Origin of the sequence: Curtobacterium sp. YC1 (assembly GCF_016267665.1) — a bacterium.
Taxonomy (GTDB): Bacteria; Actinomycetota; Actinomycetes; order Actinomycetales; family Microbacteriaceae; genus Curtobacterium.
Genome location: NZ_CP066341.1, coordinates 1,626,732 through 1,643,697, shown reverse-complemented (window position 1 = coordinate 1,643,697; position 16,966 = coordinate 1,626,732). Strand labels below are relative to the sequence as shown.

Below are 16,966 nucleotides of genomic sequence, written 5' to 3'. Positions count from 1 at the left end.
CCACCGTGCCCCGGAGGAGGTCAGCAGCGTGTCCACCAACACCACCTCGGCCGTGTCGACCCACACGCGGCCGATCACCGTCACCAGCCAGTCCGTCGTCGGCATCGCCGTGCTCGGTCTGGCGACGTTCTTCGCCATCACCACCGAGCTCATGCCCGTCGGGCTGCTCGGCACGATGAGCGCCGACCTCGGCGTCACCGAGGCGACCATGGGCATCGTCATCACGGTGTACGCCGCCGCCGTGGCGTTGCTCGCCCTGCCGCTCACCGCGTTCACCGCGAAGCTGCCGCGCAAGACCGTGCTCGTGTCGACGCTCGTCGGCTACACCGTGTCGAACGTGATGATCGCGCTCGCGCCGTCGTTCGCCGTCGTCTGCGCCGGCCGGGTCGTCGGTGGCGTCGCCCACGCCCTGTTCTTCTCGGTGGCCTCGGCGTACGCGACCCGGATCGTGCCGCCGCGGTTGGCCGGTCGGGCGATCGCGTTCGTGTACTCCGGCAGTTCGCTCGGCTTCGTGCTCGGCGTGCCCCTCGCCACCTGGGTCGCGCAGCACATCGGCTGGCGCCCCGCCGTGTTCTCCGTCGCGGTCGCGGCCGCCGTGCTCGCCGTCGTCGCACTCCTGTTCCTGCCCGCCGTGCACGGCGCCACCTCCCCGCACATCGGTTCCCCGCGGTCGTGGGCGCGGACCGGCCTGCTCGCGGTCGTGGTCGCCGACGGCCTGCTCTTCGCCGGGCACTACGTCGTCTACACCTACATCGGCCCGTACGCGATCGACGCCGGGCTCGACGCCGGCATGGTCAGCGGGGCCCTGCTCGTGCTCGGCGGCACCGGGGTCGTCGGACTCTGGCTCGCCGGCATGTTCGTCGACCGCGCTCCGCGGCAGACGCTCGTCGTCGCGGTCGGCACGATGGTCGTCGCGTTCGCCGCGATGCCGTTCGTGCACGGTTCGCTGCTCGGCACCATGGTCGTGGCCGGGGTGTGGATGGCGGCGAACGGCACGACGGGCACGCTCTTCATGGCTGCTGCGATCCGGGCCGGAGGCGTCTCCCCCGACATCGCCGGTGCCCTGGTCAACGGCGCGTCGAACATCGGGATCGCCGGGGGCGCGGCCCTCGGCGGGCAGGCCCTGGGCATCGTCGGGCTGCAGTACCTGCCGCTGGCCGGTGCCGCGGTGCTGGTCGGGTCGCTCGGGGTCGTCGTGCTGGCGCGCCGCGGGTTCCCGGTGCACGCACACGGCCAGGAGCACCTGTCGACGTCGTCGCTCGAGGCCATCACGTCGTCGCTCGCGGTGGTCACGACGTCGGTGCCCGTGGTCGGCCGGGCGATCCAGACGGTCACCGGGTCGATCGGCGTCGCCACGGGGTCGGTGCGGCAGCCGCGCACGCGGTAGCGCCGGGGCGGGCGGGGCGGGGTCGGGCCGCTGAGGTCGCACAAACTGTCGCTCTCCGCACGATCAGGCGGGAGTTGGTGCGACTTCGGCGGAACGCACGCGGCGTGTCGTGCGACTTCGGTGGGACGGGTCCCGGCCGGGATGGATCAGTCGTCCCGGCCGAACGTCAGCAGGAGCGCGTCGACGGCCGCGACCTGCCCGGCGACGAGCAGCGTCCGCGCCTCGGCCACCGGCACCCACCGCGCGTCGTCGACCTCGGGCACCTCGACCGTGCGCCCCGACCCACGCGGCAGCTCGAGCAGCACGGTGTTGCTCCGCACCACGTCGACCGCGAAGCCGGGTGCCGCCGCGGCGAGCACCCGCACGCGCTTGCCCGACGCCTGCCGGAACTCCCCCAGGTCGACGACGTCCGTGCCGCTGACCGGAGCCGGCACGCCGATCTCCTCGGCGAACTCGCGCAGCGCGGTCGTGACCGGGTCCTCGCCGTCCTCGACGAGCCCCTTCGGGATCGTCCAGGCGCGCGGCCGGTTCCGCCAGAACGGCCCGCCCATGTGCGCCACGAAGACCTCGGGACCGGACGGTCCGGTCCGGTGCAGCAACAGTCCGGCGCTCACGACCACGCTCGCGACACTACCGAGCGGACGGCCGGGAGGCCCGGATCGCCGCCGTCGCTCGGCTCGCGTCCGCTGTTGGTCCGGCTGCGTACCCCTCCGGCTGGGCACCGGTCCGGCGCGCTGCGCGTCAGCCCGCGGGCGCGCCGATCGCCCTCGCCACCCGGTCGGTCAGGTACGCGACACCGCGGCCGTTCGGGTGCAGCGCGCCGGCCTCCAGGTCGATCCGTCGCAGGTCGCCTGTGCCGGTCAGGCTGACGCCGGCGACGTACCGCTCGTCTGCGGCGGCGCACGCCGAGTGGTCGGCGGTGTCGGCGAGCACGTCGACGAACCGCACCCCCGCGGCGTCGGCTGCCGAGGCCGAGACCGTGTCGAGCTCCTCCTGCACCCCGTGCAGGTACTCGACGTCGGCGTCGGTGAAGGGGAAGGTGTCCGACGGGAACGAGCCGGCGAGCGTGCCGAGGTCGAGCGCGGACCGGAAGCACCCCGTCGCCGGGGTGTGCTCGGCGTCCGGGAAGATCGCCGGGTATCCGAGGAACACGACGACCGCGTTCGGCGCCGCCCGGCGCACCGCCGCCAGGGTGTCGGCGACACCGAGGGCCACCCGCGACTGGATCTTCGCGCGGAGCTGGTCCTCGCCGTCCCGCACGAGACTGCTCTCGCACGACGGCGCGTCCCGGCCGGAGAACACCGGCCCCTGGGCGGAGATCGCCAGGCACGACGCGGCGGTGCCGAACAGGTCGGCGTCGTTGCCGCCGATCGTCAGGGTCACCAGACGGGTGCTCGGCGACAGCGACTCGATCTGCGGCGGCACCCCCGCGAACTGGTTGCGCGTCGTGACGTCCTCGCTCGTGGCACCGGCGCACGTGACGTCGGTCAGCGCGAACCCGAACCGCGCCGCGAGCCGGTGCGGGTAGTCGCGCGCCGACTGGGCACACGCGTTCGTCGGCAGACGCGTCGGCGTGGGCAGGCCGTAGCCGGCGGAGTAGGAGTCGCCGAGGGCGACGTACTCGCTGCCGGGCGGCAGGTCGGCGAGGCGCTCCGGCGGGTCGGTCGGTACCGGGTACGGCTCGGGCACCGGCCACATCGGCGCCGCCGACGCCGCCGGCGCCGTGCCGGGGACGACGGCCCCCGAGACGAGCAGGCCGGCGACACCGAGTGCGGCCACGGCGACGGTCAGTGTCCGAGGGGCGGTGCGGAGCAGTTGCGGCCTCCGGGCGGGTGGGACGTGGTCGGTCGGGTCGGTCGCGGTCAGCGGCGTCCGAGTCGGCGCTCGCCGCCGCTGCCGGTGCGGTACTCCAGCCCGTAGTGCTGGAACAGCTCGGGCTCGGTGGCCGCGTCGAGCTCGCCGTCGGTCGGGATCGACGGCGCGTCCTTGACGAGCTTCTTCGCGTAGGTCACCCGCAGGTGCTTCGGGGCGACCGTCGCGCCGAACAGCGGCACGAAGACGAGCTTCTGGAAGCCGACCATCCCGGTGGTCAGGGCGCCGAAGGCGGGGTCCGACGTCGCGGTGTCGTAGTAGATGCTCTCGAGCGTGCCGACCTTGTCGTCGGCCTCGTCGACGACCGGCAGGCCGATCCAGTCGCGGATGTTCGTGGCTTCGAACACGAAGGGCTCCCTCCGAGCGTCCGGCAGGTCCGGGTGCTCGCGCTCGACGCTACCGCCCGCCACCCTGAGCGCTCACCGCGAGCTCGTCGACGGCGGCCAGCACGTCGTCGGCGGAGACGGCCAGGATCGCCGGGTCCGGGTCCTCGGCGAAGACGTCCCCGCGCCGGACCGAGGCATCGGTGAGCACGATGTGCGGACCGGTCGCGGGCGGCCCCCACGCCTCGGGCGGTGCCGGGCCGAACAGCACGACGGAGGGCACGCCGTAGGCGGTCGCCAGGTGTGCCGCACCGGTGTCGACCGTCACCACGAGCCGCGCCGCGGCGATGACCGCGGCGAAGGCCTGCAGGTCCAGGGTGCCCGCGAGGACCGCCTCCGGCGCCAGGCCGGCAGCGTCGGCGACCGCACGGGCGCGCACGACGTCGTCCGCGCCTCCCGTCAGGACGACGTCGAGACCGCGCTCGCGCAGGCCGCGCACCACGTCGGCGAAGCGGTCGGTCGGCCAGTGCCGGGCGCCGTGGAAGGCGCCGACGTGCACGACGGCCGCGCCGTCGACGACGGGCGGGGCGACCGGACGGTCGATCGCGACGTCGGTCGCGTCGGCGTCGATGCCGTGCCACGTGAGCAGGTCGGCCCACCGGTCGCGCTCGTGCACGTCGTGCGGCCACTCGGGACCCTCGTACCCGTGGGTGGAGTCGGCGTGTCCGATGACCCGGCGCGGGCGGAGGGCGGCCACGAGGTCGGACGACTCGGGGCCGGCACCGTGCAGGTTGACCGCGACGTCGACCGAACCGGCCGGCACGCCGATCGGGTGGTCCAGACCGTGCTGCGCGAGGTGGACGTCCACCGCGGGGACCAGCTCGACGACGGGGGCGAGCCACGCGGTCGTGGCCAGGGTGATCCGGTGGTCGGGGAACGCGCGACGCAGCGCGTGCAGGGCGGGGACGGCGACGAGCAGGTCACCGAGCTTGATGGCGCGGAGGACGACCAGTTCCGGGCGTCCGTCCGACGGGGGCATGCTCTCGAGGGCGGTCACGCGCCGACCGTAGACCCGACACGCTGGTGGGCGGCACGGAGAGCGCGTTCCGCGGACGGTGCGCGGGCGCGCCGTGCCGCGCACCGGTAGGCATGGAGGCATGGCCCTCGCTCCGGACCGCGTCATCCGCGGCCTGCTCCTCGACCGCGACGACACCATCGTGGTCGACGTCCCCTACAACGCCGACCCGCACCTCGTGGTGCCCGTCCCCGGGGCAGCCCGCGCCGTGGAGCGGGCACGGGCCGCCGGACTCCGGCTCGGTGTCGTGACGAACCAGTCGGTGATCGCGAAGGGCATGGCGACCCGCGAGCAGGTCGACGCCACCAACGCCCGGGTCGACGAACTCGTCGGACCGTTCGACGTCTGGTGCGTCTGCCCCCACGACGCCGGTGACGACTGCGCCTGCCGCAAGCCGCGGCCGGGGATGGTGCTCGAGGCGGCCGAGCGGCTCGGCATCCCGCCGGAGTCGGTCGTGGTGGTCGGCGACATCGGCGCAGACGTGCAGGCCGCACGGAACGCCGGCGCGCAGGGCATCCTCGTCCCGACGCAGCGGACCCGCGTCGAGGAGGTCGACGCGGCCGAGACCGTCGCGACGGACCTCGCCGAGGCCGTCGACCTCGTCCTGCAGCGGACCGGCGCACCGGCTGACCGCGCGTGACCGGCCCCCGCGTCCTCGTCGCCCGCCTCGACTCGTTCGGCGACGTCCTGGTCGCCGGGCCGGCGGTCCGAGCCGTCGCCGACGGCGCGTCGCACGTCACCATGCTGTGCGGACCGCAGGGCGCCCCCGCGGCCGACCTGCTGCCCGGCGTCGACCGCGTGCGTGTCTGGGCGGCACCGTGGGTCACCGAGACGGCACGTCCGATCGACGACGCCGTGCTCGAGGAGTTCCGGGCCCTGGTCGCCGAGGAACGCCCGGACGAGGCGGTCGTGCTGACCTCGTTCCACCAGTCGCCGCTCCCCCTGGCGCTCCTGCTCCGCCTGGCCGGCGTCCCCCGGGTCTCCGGCGCGTCCGTCGACCACCCCGGCTCGCTGCTCGACGTGCGCCTGCGGCCCGGCGAGGACCTGCCCGAGGACCTCCCCGAACCGGAACGCGCGCTGCGCATCGCCGAGGCGGCCGGGTTCCGGCTGCCGGCCGGGGACGACGGGAGGCTCGTGGTGCGGCACGACGACGACCTGCCACCGTCCGTGGCCGCGCTCGGCCGCTACGTGGTCGTGCACCCGGGTGCCAGCGTCCCCGCACGGTCCTGGCCGGAGTCCCACCACCGCGCCCTCGTCGCGGCGTACGCCGAGCGCGGGGTGCCCGTCGTCGTCACCGGCTCCCCCGGGGAACGCGCGCTGACCGCCTCGGTCGCCGGGGACACCGGCATCGACCTCGGCGGCCGGACCAGTCCGGCCGGCCTCGCCGCCGTGCTCGCCCGCGCCGAGGTGGTGGTCGTCGGCAACACCGGCCCGGCCCACCTCGCCGCCGCCGTCGGCGCGCCGATCGTCAGCCTGTTCTCGCCCGTCGTCCCCGCGGTGAAGTGGGCGCCGTACGCCCCGCTCGTCGAACTGCTCGGCGACCAGACGGCACCGTGCCGGCTGAGCCGCGCCCGCGAGTGCCCCGTGGCCGGGCACCCCTGCCTGTCCGGTGTGGGCGTCGAGGACGTCCTGCAGGCCCACGACCGCCTGCTGCACCGCGCTGAGCGGATGATCGGGAGAAGTCTGCGCGACTCCCCAGAAGGCCGTGCGTAGCGTGCGCCACTGCTTCTCCTCCTGCTCCTCCTCCTGCACCTCGGAGCACCCCGAACCGACCCCGACCGGAAGGCCCTGCATGCGGATCCTCGTGTGGCACGTGCACGGCGGCTGGATGGACGCCTTCGTCCGCGGCCCCCACGAGTACCTCATCCCGACCACCCCGGCGCGCGACGCCTGGGGACTCGGTCGCGGCGGGCGCGCCTGGCCGGAGAACGCCGTCGAGATCGACCCGGCGGACGTCGCCGAGGCCGAGGTCGACGTCGTCGTCCTGCAGCGCACCGAGGAACTCGAGGAAGCCCGCCGACTGCTCGGTGGTCGCGAGGTCCCGATGGTGTTCGTCGAGCACAACGCCCCCCGGGTCGACGTGCCGAACAGCCTGCACCCGATGCGCGACCGCGACGACCTGACCATCGCACACGTGACGCACTGGAACGCCCTCATGTGGGACTGCGGCAGCGCCCGGACCACCGTCGTCGAGCACGGCGTCGTCGACCCCGGCCCCCTGTACACCGGCACGCTCGACCGCCTGGGCGTCGTGATCAACGAGCCCGTCCGTCGCAACCGTGTCGTCGGCACCGACCTGCTCCCCCGCTTCGCCGAGGTCGCACCGGTCGACGTCTGGGGCATCGGCACCGAACGGCTGCCGGAGCTCGGCTTCGGCGACCGCGTCGTCGCGCAGGGCGACGTGCAGTCCGACCCGATGCACGCGGCGCTCGCCGAACGGCGTGCCTACGTGCACCCGAACCGCTGGACCTCGCTCGGACTGTCGCTCATCGAGTCGATGCACATGGCGATGCCGGTGCTCGTGCTCGCCACGACCGACGCCGCGCGCACCGTGCCCGCCGAGGCCGGCGCGATCGCGACGGACGTCGAGGAGCTGGTGCGGGCCTCCAGGCTGTTGCTCGAGGACCCCGACGAGGCGCGCCGACGGGGCGCGGTGGCACGGGAGGCCGTCCTCGCGCGGCACGCGCTCGGCCGCTTCCTGGCGGACTGGGACGACCTGCTCGACGACGCCGTCACGCGCGGTGCGCGACGGGACCGGGCGGCGGGAGCCGCGTTGGAAGGGAGCCTGCGATGAGGATCGCGATGGTGTCCGAGCACGCGAGCCCGCTCGCGGTGCTCGGTGGAGTCGACGCCGGAGGACAGAACGTCCACGTGGCCGAGCTGTCCGGCGCCCTGGCCGACCGCGGCCACCACGTCACCGTGTACACGCGCCGCGACGACGCCGCGCAGCCGGTCCGCGTGCCCCTGCGCCCGGGTGTCGACGTCGTGCACGTCGACGCGGGCCCGGCGCGCTCGGTGCCGAAGGACGACCTGTTCCCGTACATGGGCACGTTCGCCGCGGTGCTCGCCGCCGAGTGGTTCATCGAGCGCCCCGACGTCGTGCACGCGCACTTCTGGATGTCCGGCCACGCCGCGCTCGAGGCCGTCGCGCAGGTGCAGGCCCGCACCGGTGGCGTCCGGATCCCCGTCGTGCAGACCTTCCACGCCCTCGGCGTCGTGAAGCGTCGCCACCAGGGCTCCGCGGACACGAGCCCCGCCGAGCGCGAGTGGATCGAGCCGGCGGTCGGCCGCAGCGTCGACCAGGTCGTCGCCACCTGTTCCGACGAGGCCTTCGAGCTCAAGGCCCTCGGCGTCCCGCTGCACGCCATCTCGGTGGTGCCGTGCGGCGTCGACGTCTCGCTCTTCCGTCCGGACGGCCCCGTCGAGCAGCGGGACCGACCGCTCCGGGTGCTCACCGCGTCGCGACTCGTGCAACGCAAGGGCGTGGGGACGACCATCGCCGCGCTCGCCGCGCTCGTCGAGCAGGGCCGCGACGTCGAACTCGTCGTCGTCGGGGGTGCCGGTGTGGCCGGTGCCGACCTGGTCGACGACCCCGAGTACCAGCGGCTCGACGCCCTGGCACGCTCGCTCGGTGTCCGCGACCACGTGTCGTTCCGCGGGCAGCTCGGGCAGCACGACATGCCCGCCGTCTACCGCAGCGCCGACGTCGTCGTGTGCGCCCCCTGGTACGAGCCCTTCGGCATCGTGCCGCTCGAGGCGATGGCCTGCGGTCGCCCCGTGGTCGCGTCGAGCGTCGGCGGCCTCATCGACACCGTGGTCGAGGACGCGACCGGCCTGCACGTGCCGCCGCGCGACGAGGCCGCGGTCGCCGCCGCCGTCGGTGCCCTGCTCGACGACCCCGACCGCCGCGAGGCCTACGGTCGCGCCGGACGGGAGCGCGCCGAGTCGCGCTACACGTGGCAGAAGGTCGCCGCGGACAGCGAGCGGGTCTACGAACGCCTGCTCGCCGGCGCGTCGTCCACCGCGGCCAGCGCACCGGCCGCCGGCCGCTCGCGCACCACCAACGCCGGACGCGTCGCCCGCGCCGCGCACCCGACGGAGAGGACCGCACGATGACCATCGACCAGCAGACCGGGCTCGAGGAGCGCGCCTCCACGGAGAGCGCCCGCGTCGTCGTCGACCACGTCGCGGCGTCGGTCCCCGTGATCGCCTCGCTCGTCGACCACAAGGACCACATCGCCGAGTGGGCCGACGACATCGCCGCACGCCTGGTGGCCGGGCGCCGACTGCTCGCCGCGGGCAACGGCGGTTCGGCTGCCGAGGCGCAGCACCTGACGTCCGAGCTGACGGGGCGCTTCGACGGCGACCGGCCCGCGTACTCGGCCATCTCGCTGCACGCGGAGTCCTCCGCGGTCACGGCCATCGGCAACGACTACGGGTACGACCAGGTCTTCGCGCGGCAGGTGTCGGCGCACGCCCGCGCCGGTGACGTCGTCGTGCTGCTGTCGACCAGCGGCAAGAGCCCGAACCTGCTCCGCGCGGCAGAGGCTGCCCGCGCGGTCGGTGCTCGCTCCATCGCGATGACCGGTCCCCGGCCGAACCCCCTCGCCGAGGCCGTCGACGACGCGATCTGCATCGACGGCCCCTCCGCCAACGTGCAGGAGGCGCAGCTCGTCCTGGTGCACGCGCTGTGCAAGGCCATGGAACCGACGCTCCGACGCGGGGTCCGCCGGTGAGCGCGTCCACCGGTGCCGGCCGCGCCGCCTCGCCGCGCTTCCGCATCGCCGTCGTCGGCGACACCCTGCTCGACGTGGACGTCTCCGGCACGAGTGAACGCCTGAGCCCCGACGCCCCGGTGCCCGTGGTCGACGTCGACACCGACGACCGCCGCGCCGGCGGCGCCGGACTCGTGGCGACCATGCTCACCCGCGACGGCCACGACGTCACCCTGGTCACGGTGCTGAGCGACGACGGACGGGCGCAGGAGATCCGCGACCTGCTGCCCGACGTCACCGTCGTCGCCGGGCCCTCCGGTGCGCCGACCCCGGTGAAGACCCGCGTGCGCGTCGTCGACCACGCTCTCGTCCGCATCGACGAGGGCTGCGCGACCCCGCCCGTCCCCGAGGCCACCGGCGCCATGATCGCCGCGCTCGACGACGTCGACGCGGTCGTCGTCGCCGACTACGGCCGGGGCGTCGCCGCGTCACCCGCGCTGCGGGACGCCCTGACCCGGGTCGCCGAGCGCGTCCCGGTGGTCTGGGACCCGCACCCCAAGGGCGCCGCCCCGGTGGCGGGGATCGCGGTCGCGACCCCGAACGCCGCCGAGGCGCGACGCTTCACCGACGTGGCGGGGCACGGCGTGCCCTTCGCCACCGAGGCCGCCGCACGGCTCGTCGAGCAGTGGCAGGCCGGTGCCGTCGCCGTGACCATGGGTGACCGCGGCGCACTGCTCGCCGACGCGCAGGGCGACAGCCGCTTCGTGCCGGCGCCGTCCGTCAGCGCCGGGGACCCCTGCGGTGCCGGTGACCGGCTCGCCGCCGGTGTCGCCGTCGCCCTGGCGGCCGGAGCGGACGTCCCCGACGCCGTGTCGGCCGGCGTGGTCGCGGCGTCCGAGTACCTGGCGGCCGGGGGCGTCACCGCGCTCTTCGCCGACGACGGGCCCGCCCCGCTGGCGGTCCCGGGCTCGGACCGCGACGCGATGCGCCTGGTGCACGACGTCCGGAGCGCCGGCGGCACCGTCGTCGCCACCGGCGGGTGCTTCGACCTGCTGCACGCCGGGCACGCCCGCACCCTGTCCGCCGCCCGCGCGCTCGGCGACTGCCTGGTCGTGTGCCTCAACTCGGACTCGTCGGTGCGCGGACTGAAGGGCCCCGACCGGCCGATCATGACCCAGGACGACCGGGTCGAGCTGCTCCTCGCGCTCGACTGCGTCGACGCCGTGGTCGTGTTCGACGAGTCGACCCCCGACGAGGCCCTGCGCCGCTTCCGCCCGGACGTCTGGGCGAAGGGCGGCGACTACACCGCGAGCGAACTGCCGGAGACGGCGACCCTGGCGGAGTGGGGCGGTCGCGTCGTGACCGTGCCGTTCCACCCGGGACGCTCCACCACCCGCCTCGCCGCGGCCCTCGAACAGGTCGGCTGACCCGGCGACGCCCGTCGTCCCGACGACGGGCGTCCCGGTCGTCCGACACCCCGCCGGTCCGCCGGCAGCACCACGCCCACCCGGAAGGAACTCCATGCCCGTCCCCACCACCCCCATCGGCCGCGTCCTCGTCACCGGCGGCGCGTCCGGACTCGGCGCCGCCGTCGTCGCGGCCGTCACCGAGGCCGGCGGCACGCCCATCGTCCTGGACCTGCGGATCGACGCCGTGCCCGACGGTGTCGACGCCGTCGCGGTCGACGTCTCGGACACCGAGGCCGTCGAGCAGGCCGTGCGCGAGGCCGTCGAGCGCCACGGCGGCCTGGACGCCGTCGTCACCGCCGCGGGCATCGACACCCCCGCCCCGATCGACGCCATCTCGTCGGGCAAGTGGGAGCAGATCGTCGGCGTGAACCTGATCGGCACCGCGTCGACCGTCCGCGCCGCGCTGCCCGCCCTCGAGGCCACGCACGGCCGTGTCGTGACGATCTCGTCGTCGCTCGCCCTGCGCGGCGTCGGTCACGGCACCGCCTACTCGGCGTCGAAGTTCGGCGTCCGCGGGTTCTCGCAGGCCCTCGCCGCGGAGACCGCCGGCCGCATCGGGGTCACCAACGTGATCCCGGCCGGCATGCGCACGAACTTCTTCGCGGACCGCACCGAGCAGTACAAGCCGGGTCCGGACGCGCAGCTCATCGAGCCGGAGTACGTCGCGAACTCGATCATCTTCGCGCTGTCGCAGCCGGCCGGTTGCGAGATCCGCGAGCTGTCGATCATGCCCGCCACGGAGCCGAGCTGGCCGTAGGCCCCTCGCGCGAGCGACAGGACCCCGCGGACGCCCGCGGGGTCCTGTCGCGTTACCGGCACGGGTGCGGGCCCGAGCCGCGGCACGCGTGCCCGGATCGCGACCGGCGGTCGGACGGGAGGCGCGGTGGCGGACGTGCGCCGTGCCTCCCGTCCGGTGGGTGGCACGACCACCTGGCGGAAGCGACAGACGCGCACGCACGGTCCGCGGCGCCCTGTCGCTCCCGCGAGGGCGCCCGCGCCGCCCGCCCACCCGCCGTCAGGCGTGGCGGAGCAGGTCCTCGACGTCGGCGAGGACCAGGTCCGGCTCGACCTCGTCGACGTAGGACGGGTCGTGCTCGCAGCGCTCCGCGGTCCACCCCACCTGGGTGACGTCGATGCCGCACACGGGGCACCGCGTGACGTACGACAGGTGCACCCGGTGCCGCCCGCGGTCGAACGGACCGGCGTTGACGACGTTCCCGAACCAGAACACGCCGACCGTCGGGGTGCCGACGGCGACCGCCAGGTGGCGCGGACCGGAGTCGTCGCCGACCATGACGTCGGCGGCGGCGAGGACGGCGGGCAGCTCGGGCAGCGGCAGCGACCCGGTCAGGTCGTGCAGCCCGGCGCGGAGTTCCGACGGGACCGCGGCGATGATGGCGTCCGACGCCGGGACGTCGGTGGCGTCGCCCACGAGGACGACGGCGTCGCCGGCCTCCAGGCGGGCGCGCACGACCGCGGCGAACCGATCGGGGCTCCAGCGCCGACGAGGATCCGTCGCGCCGGGGTGCACGGCGACGAGGCGTCCGGCGACACCGAGGCGCTCGCGCACGGCCGCTCGTTCGGACGCGGTGACGCGGACCCGCGGGTCGAGGGTCACCGGCTCCGCCCCGGCGAGGGATGCGACCTCGAGGGCACGGACGACCTCGTGCTGGTAGTAGACGTACCGGACCCAGCGTTCCAGGACCTCGGCGTCCTCGGTGGCGGTGCCGACGGTGTGCCGGGCGCCGAGGCGGAGCAGGAACGGGTTCGAGTTCCGCCCGCCGCCGTGCACCTGGACCGCGAGGTCGAAGCGTCCGTGCAGCCGCTCGAAGAAGTCCTGCTCGGACGGGGCGCCGTCGCCGGACTCGCGGACGCCGGGCGCGACGGGGAGATCCTCGAAGGCGTGCACGGCGTCGGTCCGCCCCTGCAGCACGGCCTGCCCGGCCGGGGTGCCGAGGAGCGTCACCCGCGCGTCCGGGTAGGCGGCCGCGAGTGCCTCGATCGCCGGCAGCGCGAACATCAGGTCCCCGAGTCCCCCACCGCGGAGCACCGCGATCTCCCTGACGCCGTCGAACCGTTCTCCGCCCACACCGATCTGTTGCACAGTCAACATCTACCGGTCGGCCCCGGTCGGACGTTCAGCACCGGTGCCCGATGGACGAGAAGCGCGACGCCGTGACCGCACCCAGCGATGTTCGGGCAACGTGTGAGGCCCGCCCGTCCCCGGAAGGACCCCATGACGATCGCACCCACCGCCACCGACGACCTCGTCGTGACCGACCCGGTCGACGGGTCCACCGCGTCGAGCGTCCCCCGCTCGACCGAGGAGGACGTCCGGGACGCGGTCGCACGCGCACGCGTAGCCGCGGGCGCCTGGGCCAGGACGGCGCCGGCGGAGCGCGGGGCACTGCTGCACGCGGCGGCGGAGCACCTCCGCGCACACGCGCAGGAGCTGGCAGACCTCAACACCCGCGAGACCGGCAAGGTCCCCGGTGACGCCCTGGGCGGCGTCGAGGCCGGCATCGGCACGCTCGTGCAGTACGCCGAGCTCGGACCGGTGCACCGCGGCGAGGCCCTGCGCGGCCAGTTCGGTGCCGCCGACTGGTCGGTGCCGCACGCCCGTGGTGTCGTCCTCGCGCTGACGCCGTGGAACGACCCGGTCGCGGTGGCCTGCGGGATCCTCGGCGCCGCGATCGTCACCGGTAACACCGTCGTGCACAAGGGCAGCGAGCGGTGCCCCGCCACGTTCGCGCGGCTGAACGCCCTGCTGGCCGAGGTGCTGCCGGACGGCGTGCTCGTCGGTGTCGACGGTGACGCGACCACCGGCGAGCAGCTCCTCGCCCAGGACGGCATCGACGTGTACGCGCACGTCGGCTCGACCGCCACCGGCGACCGCCTGAGCGAGGTCGCCGCCACCACCCGTGCCCACGTCATCCGCGAGAACGGCGGCAACGACGCCGTCGTGGTGGACGCCGACGTCGACCCGGAGTGGGCCGCCGCGCAGGTCGCACTGGGGGCCTTCGCGAACACCGGACAGATCTGCACGAGCGTCGAGCGGGTCTACGTGCACCAGGACGTCGCCGACGCGTTCGTCACCGCGCTCGTCGCCGAGGCCGAGCGCCGCACGGCGTCGGCCGCCGCCGACTTCGGTCCGCTCGTCGACGACCGCCTGCGTCGCACCGTGCAGGCGCACGTCGACGAGGCCGTCTCGCGCGGCGCGGTCGTCCGCACCGGCGGCGTCACGCCGGACGGGCCGGGCTCGTTCTACCCGGCGACCGTCCTGACCGAGTGCACCGACGACATGCTCGTGCTGACCGAGGAGACCTTCGGTCCGATCGCGCCCGTCCGTGTGGTGTCGGACTTCGACGAGGGGATCCGGCTCGCCGCGGCCGACCGCTACGGCCTGGCCGCGACCGTGCTGACGAACGACACCGGGCACGCCCTGCGCGCCGCGGCCGAGCTGCCCGTCGGCACCGTCAAGGTGAACGCGGTGTTCGGCGGCGCCCCCGGCGGCAGCGCCCAGCCGCGTGGTGCCTCGGGCGCCGGGTTCGGGTACGGCCCGCACCTGCTCGACGAGATGACGACGACGACCGTCGTGCACCTCGAGGCCGCACCGCCCCGCCGCGGCACGCAGCCCGCCAGCGCGGCCGGCAGCAGCGACCCCGCAGCCGCCGCCGGCGCCACCGCCGGCAGCGCCGACACCGTGGGAGGCACCCGATGACCGCCGACGTCCGCCTGGTCCGCGACCTCGTCGCCACCGTCGACGACCGCGAGCCCCTCGTCGTCGTGATCGGCGACTGCATCCTCGACCGGTGGACCGTCGGCGAGGCCGAGCGGGTCTCCCGCGAAGCGCCCGCCCCCGTCGTCCGCGTCACCGAGACGATCGCCGTGCCCGGCGGCGCCGCGAACACCGCCGTGAACGCCCGCGCGCTCGGTGCCCGCGTCCGGATGGTCGGTCTGATCGGCGACGACGAGGCCGGCGCCGTCCTGCGCCAGCGACTCGAGGCCGCCGGGGTCGACACGTCGTACCTGGTGGAGATCCCCGGCGCACGGACCACCACGAAGTCCCGTGTCGTCGGCGGTGACCGCATGGTCGTCCGCGTCGACGAACTCGCCGCCACACCCACCCCGGAGCACGGCGAACAGCTCGCCCGCTCCGTCGCCCGCGCCGTCCGGTGCGCCGACGCCGCGGTGGTCTGCGACTACGGCCTGGGCGTCCAGCCCGACGACGTCGTCCCGATGCTCGACCGCGACCGCCCGGGTGCCGTCGTCGTCGACGCGCACGACCTGACCCGCTGGGCCGCGCTGCACCCCGACCTCGTCACACCGAACGCCGGGGAGACCGCCGCGCTGCTCGGCACCGAGCTCGGCACCGGCGCAGACCGTGCCGCGACCGTGCTGGCCGCCCGCGACGACGTCCTCGCCCGCAGCGGTGCGCGCGCCGCGGTCGTCACCCTCGACCGCGACGGCACGGTGCTGCTCGAGCCCGGCTCCGACCGCGGCTTCCGCACCCGGGCGATCCCGGCGTCGGAGCAGCAGGCGTCGGGCGCCGGCGACACGTTCTGCGCCGCCGCGACCGTCGCCCTCGCCGTGCAGGCCCCCCTGCGCGACGCGGTGTCGGTCGCCCAGGCCGCCGCCGACGTCGTGGTCCGCGAGGCCGGTACCTCGGTCTGCACCGCCGCCGCGCTCCTCGACTCCGTCACCGCGCCCGCCGCGACCGTCGTCGACCACGACGAACTCGCCACCGCGGTCGAGGCGGCCCGCCGTGCCGGCCGCCGCGTGGTCTTCACGAACGGGTGCTTCGACGTCGTCCACCGCGGCCACACGACCTACCTGCGGCAGGCACGCGACCTGGGCGACCTCCTCGTCGTCGCGCTCAACGACGACGACTCGGTCCGCCGGCTGAAGGGCCCGGAGCGGCCGATCAACCCCGCCGAGGACCGCGCCGGCGTGCTCGCCGCGCTGGCCTGCGTCGACCTGGTCACCGTCTTCGCGACGGACACCCCGATCCCGCTCATCGAACGGCTCCGGCCCGAGGTCTACGTCAAGGGTGGTGACTACTCCCCCGAGATGCTCAGCGAGACCGCGGTCGTGCGCGGCTACGGGGGCGAGGTCGTGATGGTCGACTACGTGCCCGAGCACTCCACGACGGCCGTGGTGCGCCGCATCCGCGAGGCCGCCGCACGCCCCGAACCGGACCCGGCACCGTGACCGCCCGCTGGTCCGGGTCCTGGGCGAAGGCCCCCGATCCAGCGGACACCGGGCACGTCGACGTGGACGTGCTCATCCCCACCGTCGGCCGTCCGGCCGAGCTCGCGGCGACGCTCGCCGGCCTGGCCGCGCAGACCGACGTCGACCTGCGCGTCGTGCTCAGCGACCAGTCGGCGGGCTCGGACGCCGCCAGCGCGCCGGCGGTCGCGGCGATGCTCCGCGTCCTGGAGGCCCAGGGCCGGCCCGTCACGCGTCTCACGCACCCGGAACGGCGTGGCCTGGCCGAGCACCGGCAGTTCCTGCTCGACCACGCCTCGGCACCCGCGGTGCTGTTCCTCGACGACGACGTCTGGCTCGAACCGGGCTCGATCGCCCGGATGCTCGACGCCCTGCGCACGCTCGGCTGCGGCTTCGTCGGCAGCGCGGTGCAGGGGTTGTCCTACCTGCAGGACCGTCGCCCGCACGAGACCGCCGTGTTCGAGCGGTGGGACGGCCCCGTCGTGCCCGAGGTGGTGCGGCGCGGGACGCCCGGGTTCGACCGCTGGTCGCTGCACAACGCCGCCAACCCGACGCACGTCGCCGCCGACCTCGACGTCGAACCGGGCGGGTGGGTGCCGTACCGCGTCGCCTGGGTGGGAGCCTGCACGCTCTACGACCGCGCCGCGCTGCTCGACGTCGGCGGCTTCGCCTTCTGGGACACCCTGCCGCCCGAGCACGCCGGCGAGGACGTCGTGGCGCAGTGGCGGGTGATGGAACGCTCCGGCGGTGTCGGCATCCTGCCGTCGGGCGCCGTCCACCTCGAGGCCCCGACCACCGTGGTCGACCGGCGGGTGGACGCCCCCGACGTCGTGTTCGCCGAGGGGAACGTCATCCCGCAGTAGGAGGCCGCTCCGACCCCCGCCGGATGGCAGCCG

General features: G+C 75.1%; 16 protein-coding genes. 11 read left to right on the top strand and 5 right to left on the bottom strand.

Annotated features, from left to right (window positions below; translation table 11 throughout):
* The first annotated feature begins 28 nt into the window (after positions 1-28).
* Positions 29-1,387, top strand: a complete 1,359-nt coding sequence (locus tag I8920_RS07785) for an MFS transporter (protein ID WP_198658543.1) — start codon at positions 29-31, stop codon at positions 1,385-1,387.
* A gap of 146 nt (positions 1,388-1,533) precedes the next feature.
* Here I8920_RS07785 and I8920_RS07780 read toward each other — a convergent pair whose 3' ends face one another.
* The 4 genes from I8920_RS07780 to I8920_RS07765 form a co-directional block, all read right to left on the bottom strand.
* Positions 1,534-2,001, bottom strand: coding sequence for an NUDIX domain-containing protein (locus I8920_RS07780; protein ID WP_232832859.1), 468 nt, complete (start codon positions 1,999-2,001; stop codon positions 1,534-1,536).
* Between the two features lie 127 nt (positions 2,002-2,128).
* Positions 2,129-3,166 (bottom strand): SGNH/GDSL hydrolase family protein, encoded by a 1,038-nt coding sequence (locus I8920_RS07775; protein ID WP_198658542.1) that lies wholly within the window; start codon positions 3,164-3,166, stop codon positions 2,129-2,131.
* An 83-nt stretch (positions 3,167-3,249) separates the two neighbouring features.
* Positions 3,250-3,606, bottom strand: a complete 357-nt coding sequence (locus I8920_RS07770; protein ID WP_198658541.1) for a PRC-barrel domain-containing protein — start codon at positions 3,604-3,606, stop codon at positions 3,250-3,252.
* Between the two features lie 49 nt (positions 3,607-3,655).
* Entirely contained in the window at positions 3,656-4,639 is a 984-nt protein-coding gene (locus tag I8920_RS07765) for a glycosyltransferase family 9 protein (RefSeq protein ID WP_232832858.1), read from the bottom strand.
* Between the two features lie 100 nt (positions 4,640-4,739).
* On the opposite strand from I8920_RS07765, the gene I8920_RS07760 reads away from it, so the two are divergent.
* From I8920_RS07760 to I8920_RS07730, 7 genes are all read left to right on the top strand, one after another.
* Positions 4,740-5,297 (top strand): D-glycero-alpha-D-manno-heptose-1,7-bisphosphate 7-phosphatase, encoded by a 558-nt coding sequence (locus I8920_RS07760; RefSeq protein WP_198658540.1) that lies wholly within the window; start codon positions 4,740-4,742, stop codon positions 5,295-5,297.
* Positions 5,294-6,370: a glycosyltransferase family 9 protein gene (locus tag I8920_RS07755; protein WP_198658539.1), complete on the top strand. Its 1,077-nt coding sequence runs from the start codon at positions 5,294-5,296 to the stop codon at positions 6,368-6,370. Before I8920_RS07760 ends, I8920_RS07755 begins: the two co-directional genes overlap by 4 nt.
* A 79-nt stretch (positions 6,371-6,449) precedes the next feature.
* Positions 6,450-7,451 carry a glycosyltransferase gene (locus I8920_RS07750; RefSeq protein WP_198658538.1) on the top strand — a complete coding sequence of 334 codons (1,002 nt, stop codon included), beginning with the start codon at positions 6,450-6,452 and terminating at the stop codon, positions 7,449-7,451.
* Positions 7,448-8,773: a glycosyltransferase gene (locus I8920_RS07745; protein ID WP_198658537.1), complete on the top strand. Its 1,326-nt coding sequence runs from the start codon at positions 7,448-7,450 to the stop codon at positions 8,771-8,773. The genes I8920_RS07750 and I8920_RS07745 overlap by 4 nt, the downstream gene beginning before the upstream one ends.
* Positions 8,770-9,393 (top strand): D-sedoheptulose-7-phosphate isomerase, encoded by a 624-nt coding sequence (locus I8920_RS07740; protein ID WP_198658536.1) that lies wholly within the window; start codon positions 8,770-8,772, stop codon positions 9,391-9,393. The genes I8920_RS07745 and I8920_RS07740 overlap by 4 nt, the downstream gene beginning before the upstream one ends.
* The gene (locus tag I8920_RS07735; RefSeq protein ID WP_198658535.1) at positions 9,390-10,799 is read left to right on the top strand and encodes a PfkB family carbohydrate kinase; all 1,410 of its coding nucleotides are present in this window, start codon (positions 9,390-9,392) and stop codon (positions 10,797-10,799) included. Before I8920_RS07740 ends, I8920_RS07735 begins: the two co-directional genes overlap by 4 nt.
* 94 nt (positions 10,800-10,893) lie before the next feature.
* Positions 10,894-11,598, top strand: coding sequence for an SDR family oxidoreductase (locus I8920_RS07730; protein WP_198658534.1), 705 nt, complete (start codon positions 10,894-10,896; stop codon positions 11,596-11,598).
* Positions 11,599-11,856: 258 nt separating this feature from the next.
* On the opposite strand, the gene I8920_RS07725 is transcribed toward I8920_RS07730, so the two are convergent.
* On the bottom strand, positions 11,857-12,954 hold the full coding sequence (locus I8920_RS07725; protein WP_198658533.1) for a glycosyltransferase family 9 protein: 1,098 nt from the start codon (positions 12,952-12,954) through the stop codon (positions 11,857-11,859).
* 123 nt (positions 12,955-13,077) lie between these two features.
* Here I8920_RS07725 and I8920_RS07720 point away from each other — a divergent pair, with 123 nt between their 5' ends.
* Genes I8920_RS07720 through I8920_RS07710 form a run of 3 tightly spaced genes read left to right on the top strand, consistent with a single transcriptional unit; the run spans position 13,078 to position 16,933 of the window.
* Positions 13,078-14,562, top strand: a complete 1,485-nt coding sequence (locus tag I8920_RS07720) for an aldehyde dehydrogenase family protein (RefSeq protein ID WP_198658532.1) — start codon at positions 13,078-13,080, stop codon at positions 14,560-14,562.
* Complete coding sequence (gene rfaE2, locus I8920_RS07715) at positions 14,559-16,052, top strand: D-glycero-beta-D-manno-heptose 1-phosphate adenylyltransferase (RefSeq protein ID WP_198658531.1); 1,494 nt, start codon at positions 14,559-14,561, stop codon at positions 16,050-16,052. Before I8920_RS07720 ends, rfaE2 begins: the two co-directional genes overlap by 4 nt.
* Positions 16,049-16,933 carry a glycosyltransferase family 2 protein gene (locus tag I8920_RS07710; protein ID WP_198658530.1) on the top strand — a complete coding sequence of 295 codons (885 nt, stop codon included), beginning with the start codon at positions 16,049-16,051 and terminating at the stop codon, positions 16,931-16,933. Before rfaE2 ends, I8920_RS07710 begins: the two co-directional genes overlap by 4 nt.
* The last annotated feature ends 33 nt before the right edge of the window (positions 16,934-16,966 follow it).

Coding starts and splice junctions, on each gene's coding strand:
- I8920_RS07720 (WP_198658532.1), top strand. CDS start 13,078: ATGACGATCGCACCCACCGCCACCGACGACCTCGTCGTGACCGACCCG.
- rfaE2 (WP_198658531.1), top strand. CDS start 14,559: ATGACCGCCGACGTCCGCCTGGTCCGCGACCTCGTCGCCACCGTCGAC.
- I8920_RS07730 (WP_198658534.1), top strand. CDS start 10,894: ATGCCCGTCCCCACCACCCCCATCGGCCGCGTCCTCGTCACCGGCGGC.
- I8920_RS07740 (WP_198658536.1), top strand. CDS start 8,770: ATGACCATCGACCAGCAGACCGGGCTCGAGGAGCGCGCCTCCACGGAG.
- I8920_RS07745 (WP_198658537.1), top strand. CDS start 7,448: ATGAGGATCGCGATGGTGTCCGAGCACGCGAGCCCGCTCGCGGTGCTC.
- I8920_RS07725 (WP_198658533.1), bottom strand. CDS start 12,954: ATGTTGACTGTGCAACAGATCGGTGTGGGCGGAGAACGGTTCGACGGC.
- I8920_RS07750 (WP_198658538.1), top strand. CDS start 6,450: ATGCGGATCCTCGTGTGGCACGTGCACGGCGGCTGGATGGACGCCTTC.
- I8920_RS07760 (WP_198658540.1), top strand. CDS start 4,740: ATGGCCCTCGCTCCGGACCGCGTCATCCGCGGCCTGCTCCTCGACCGC.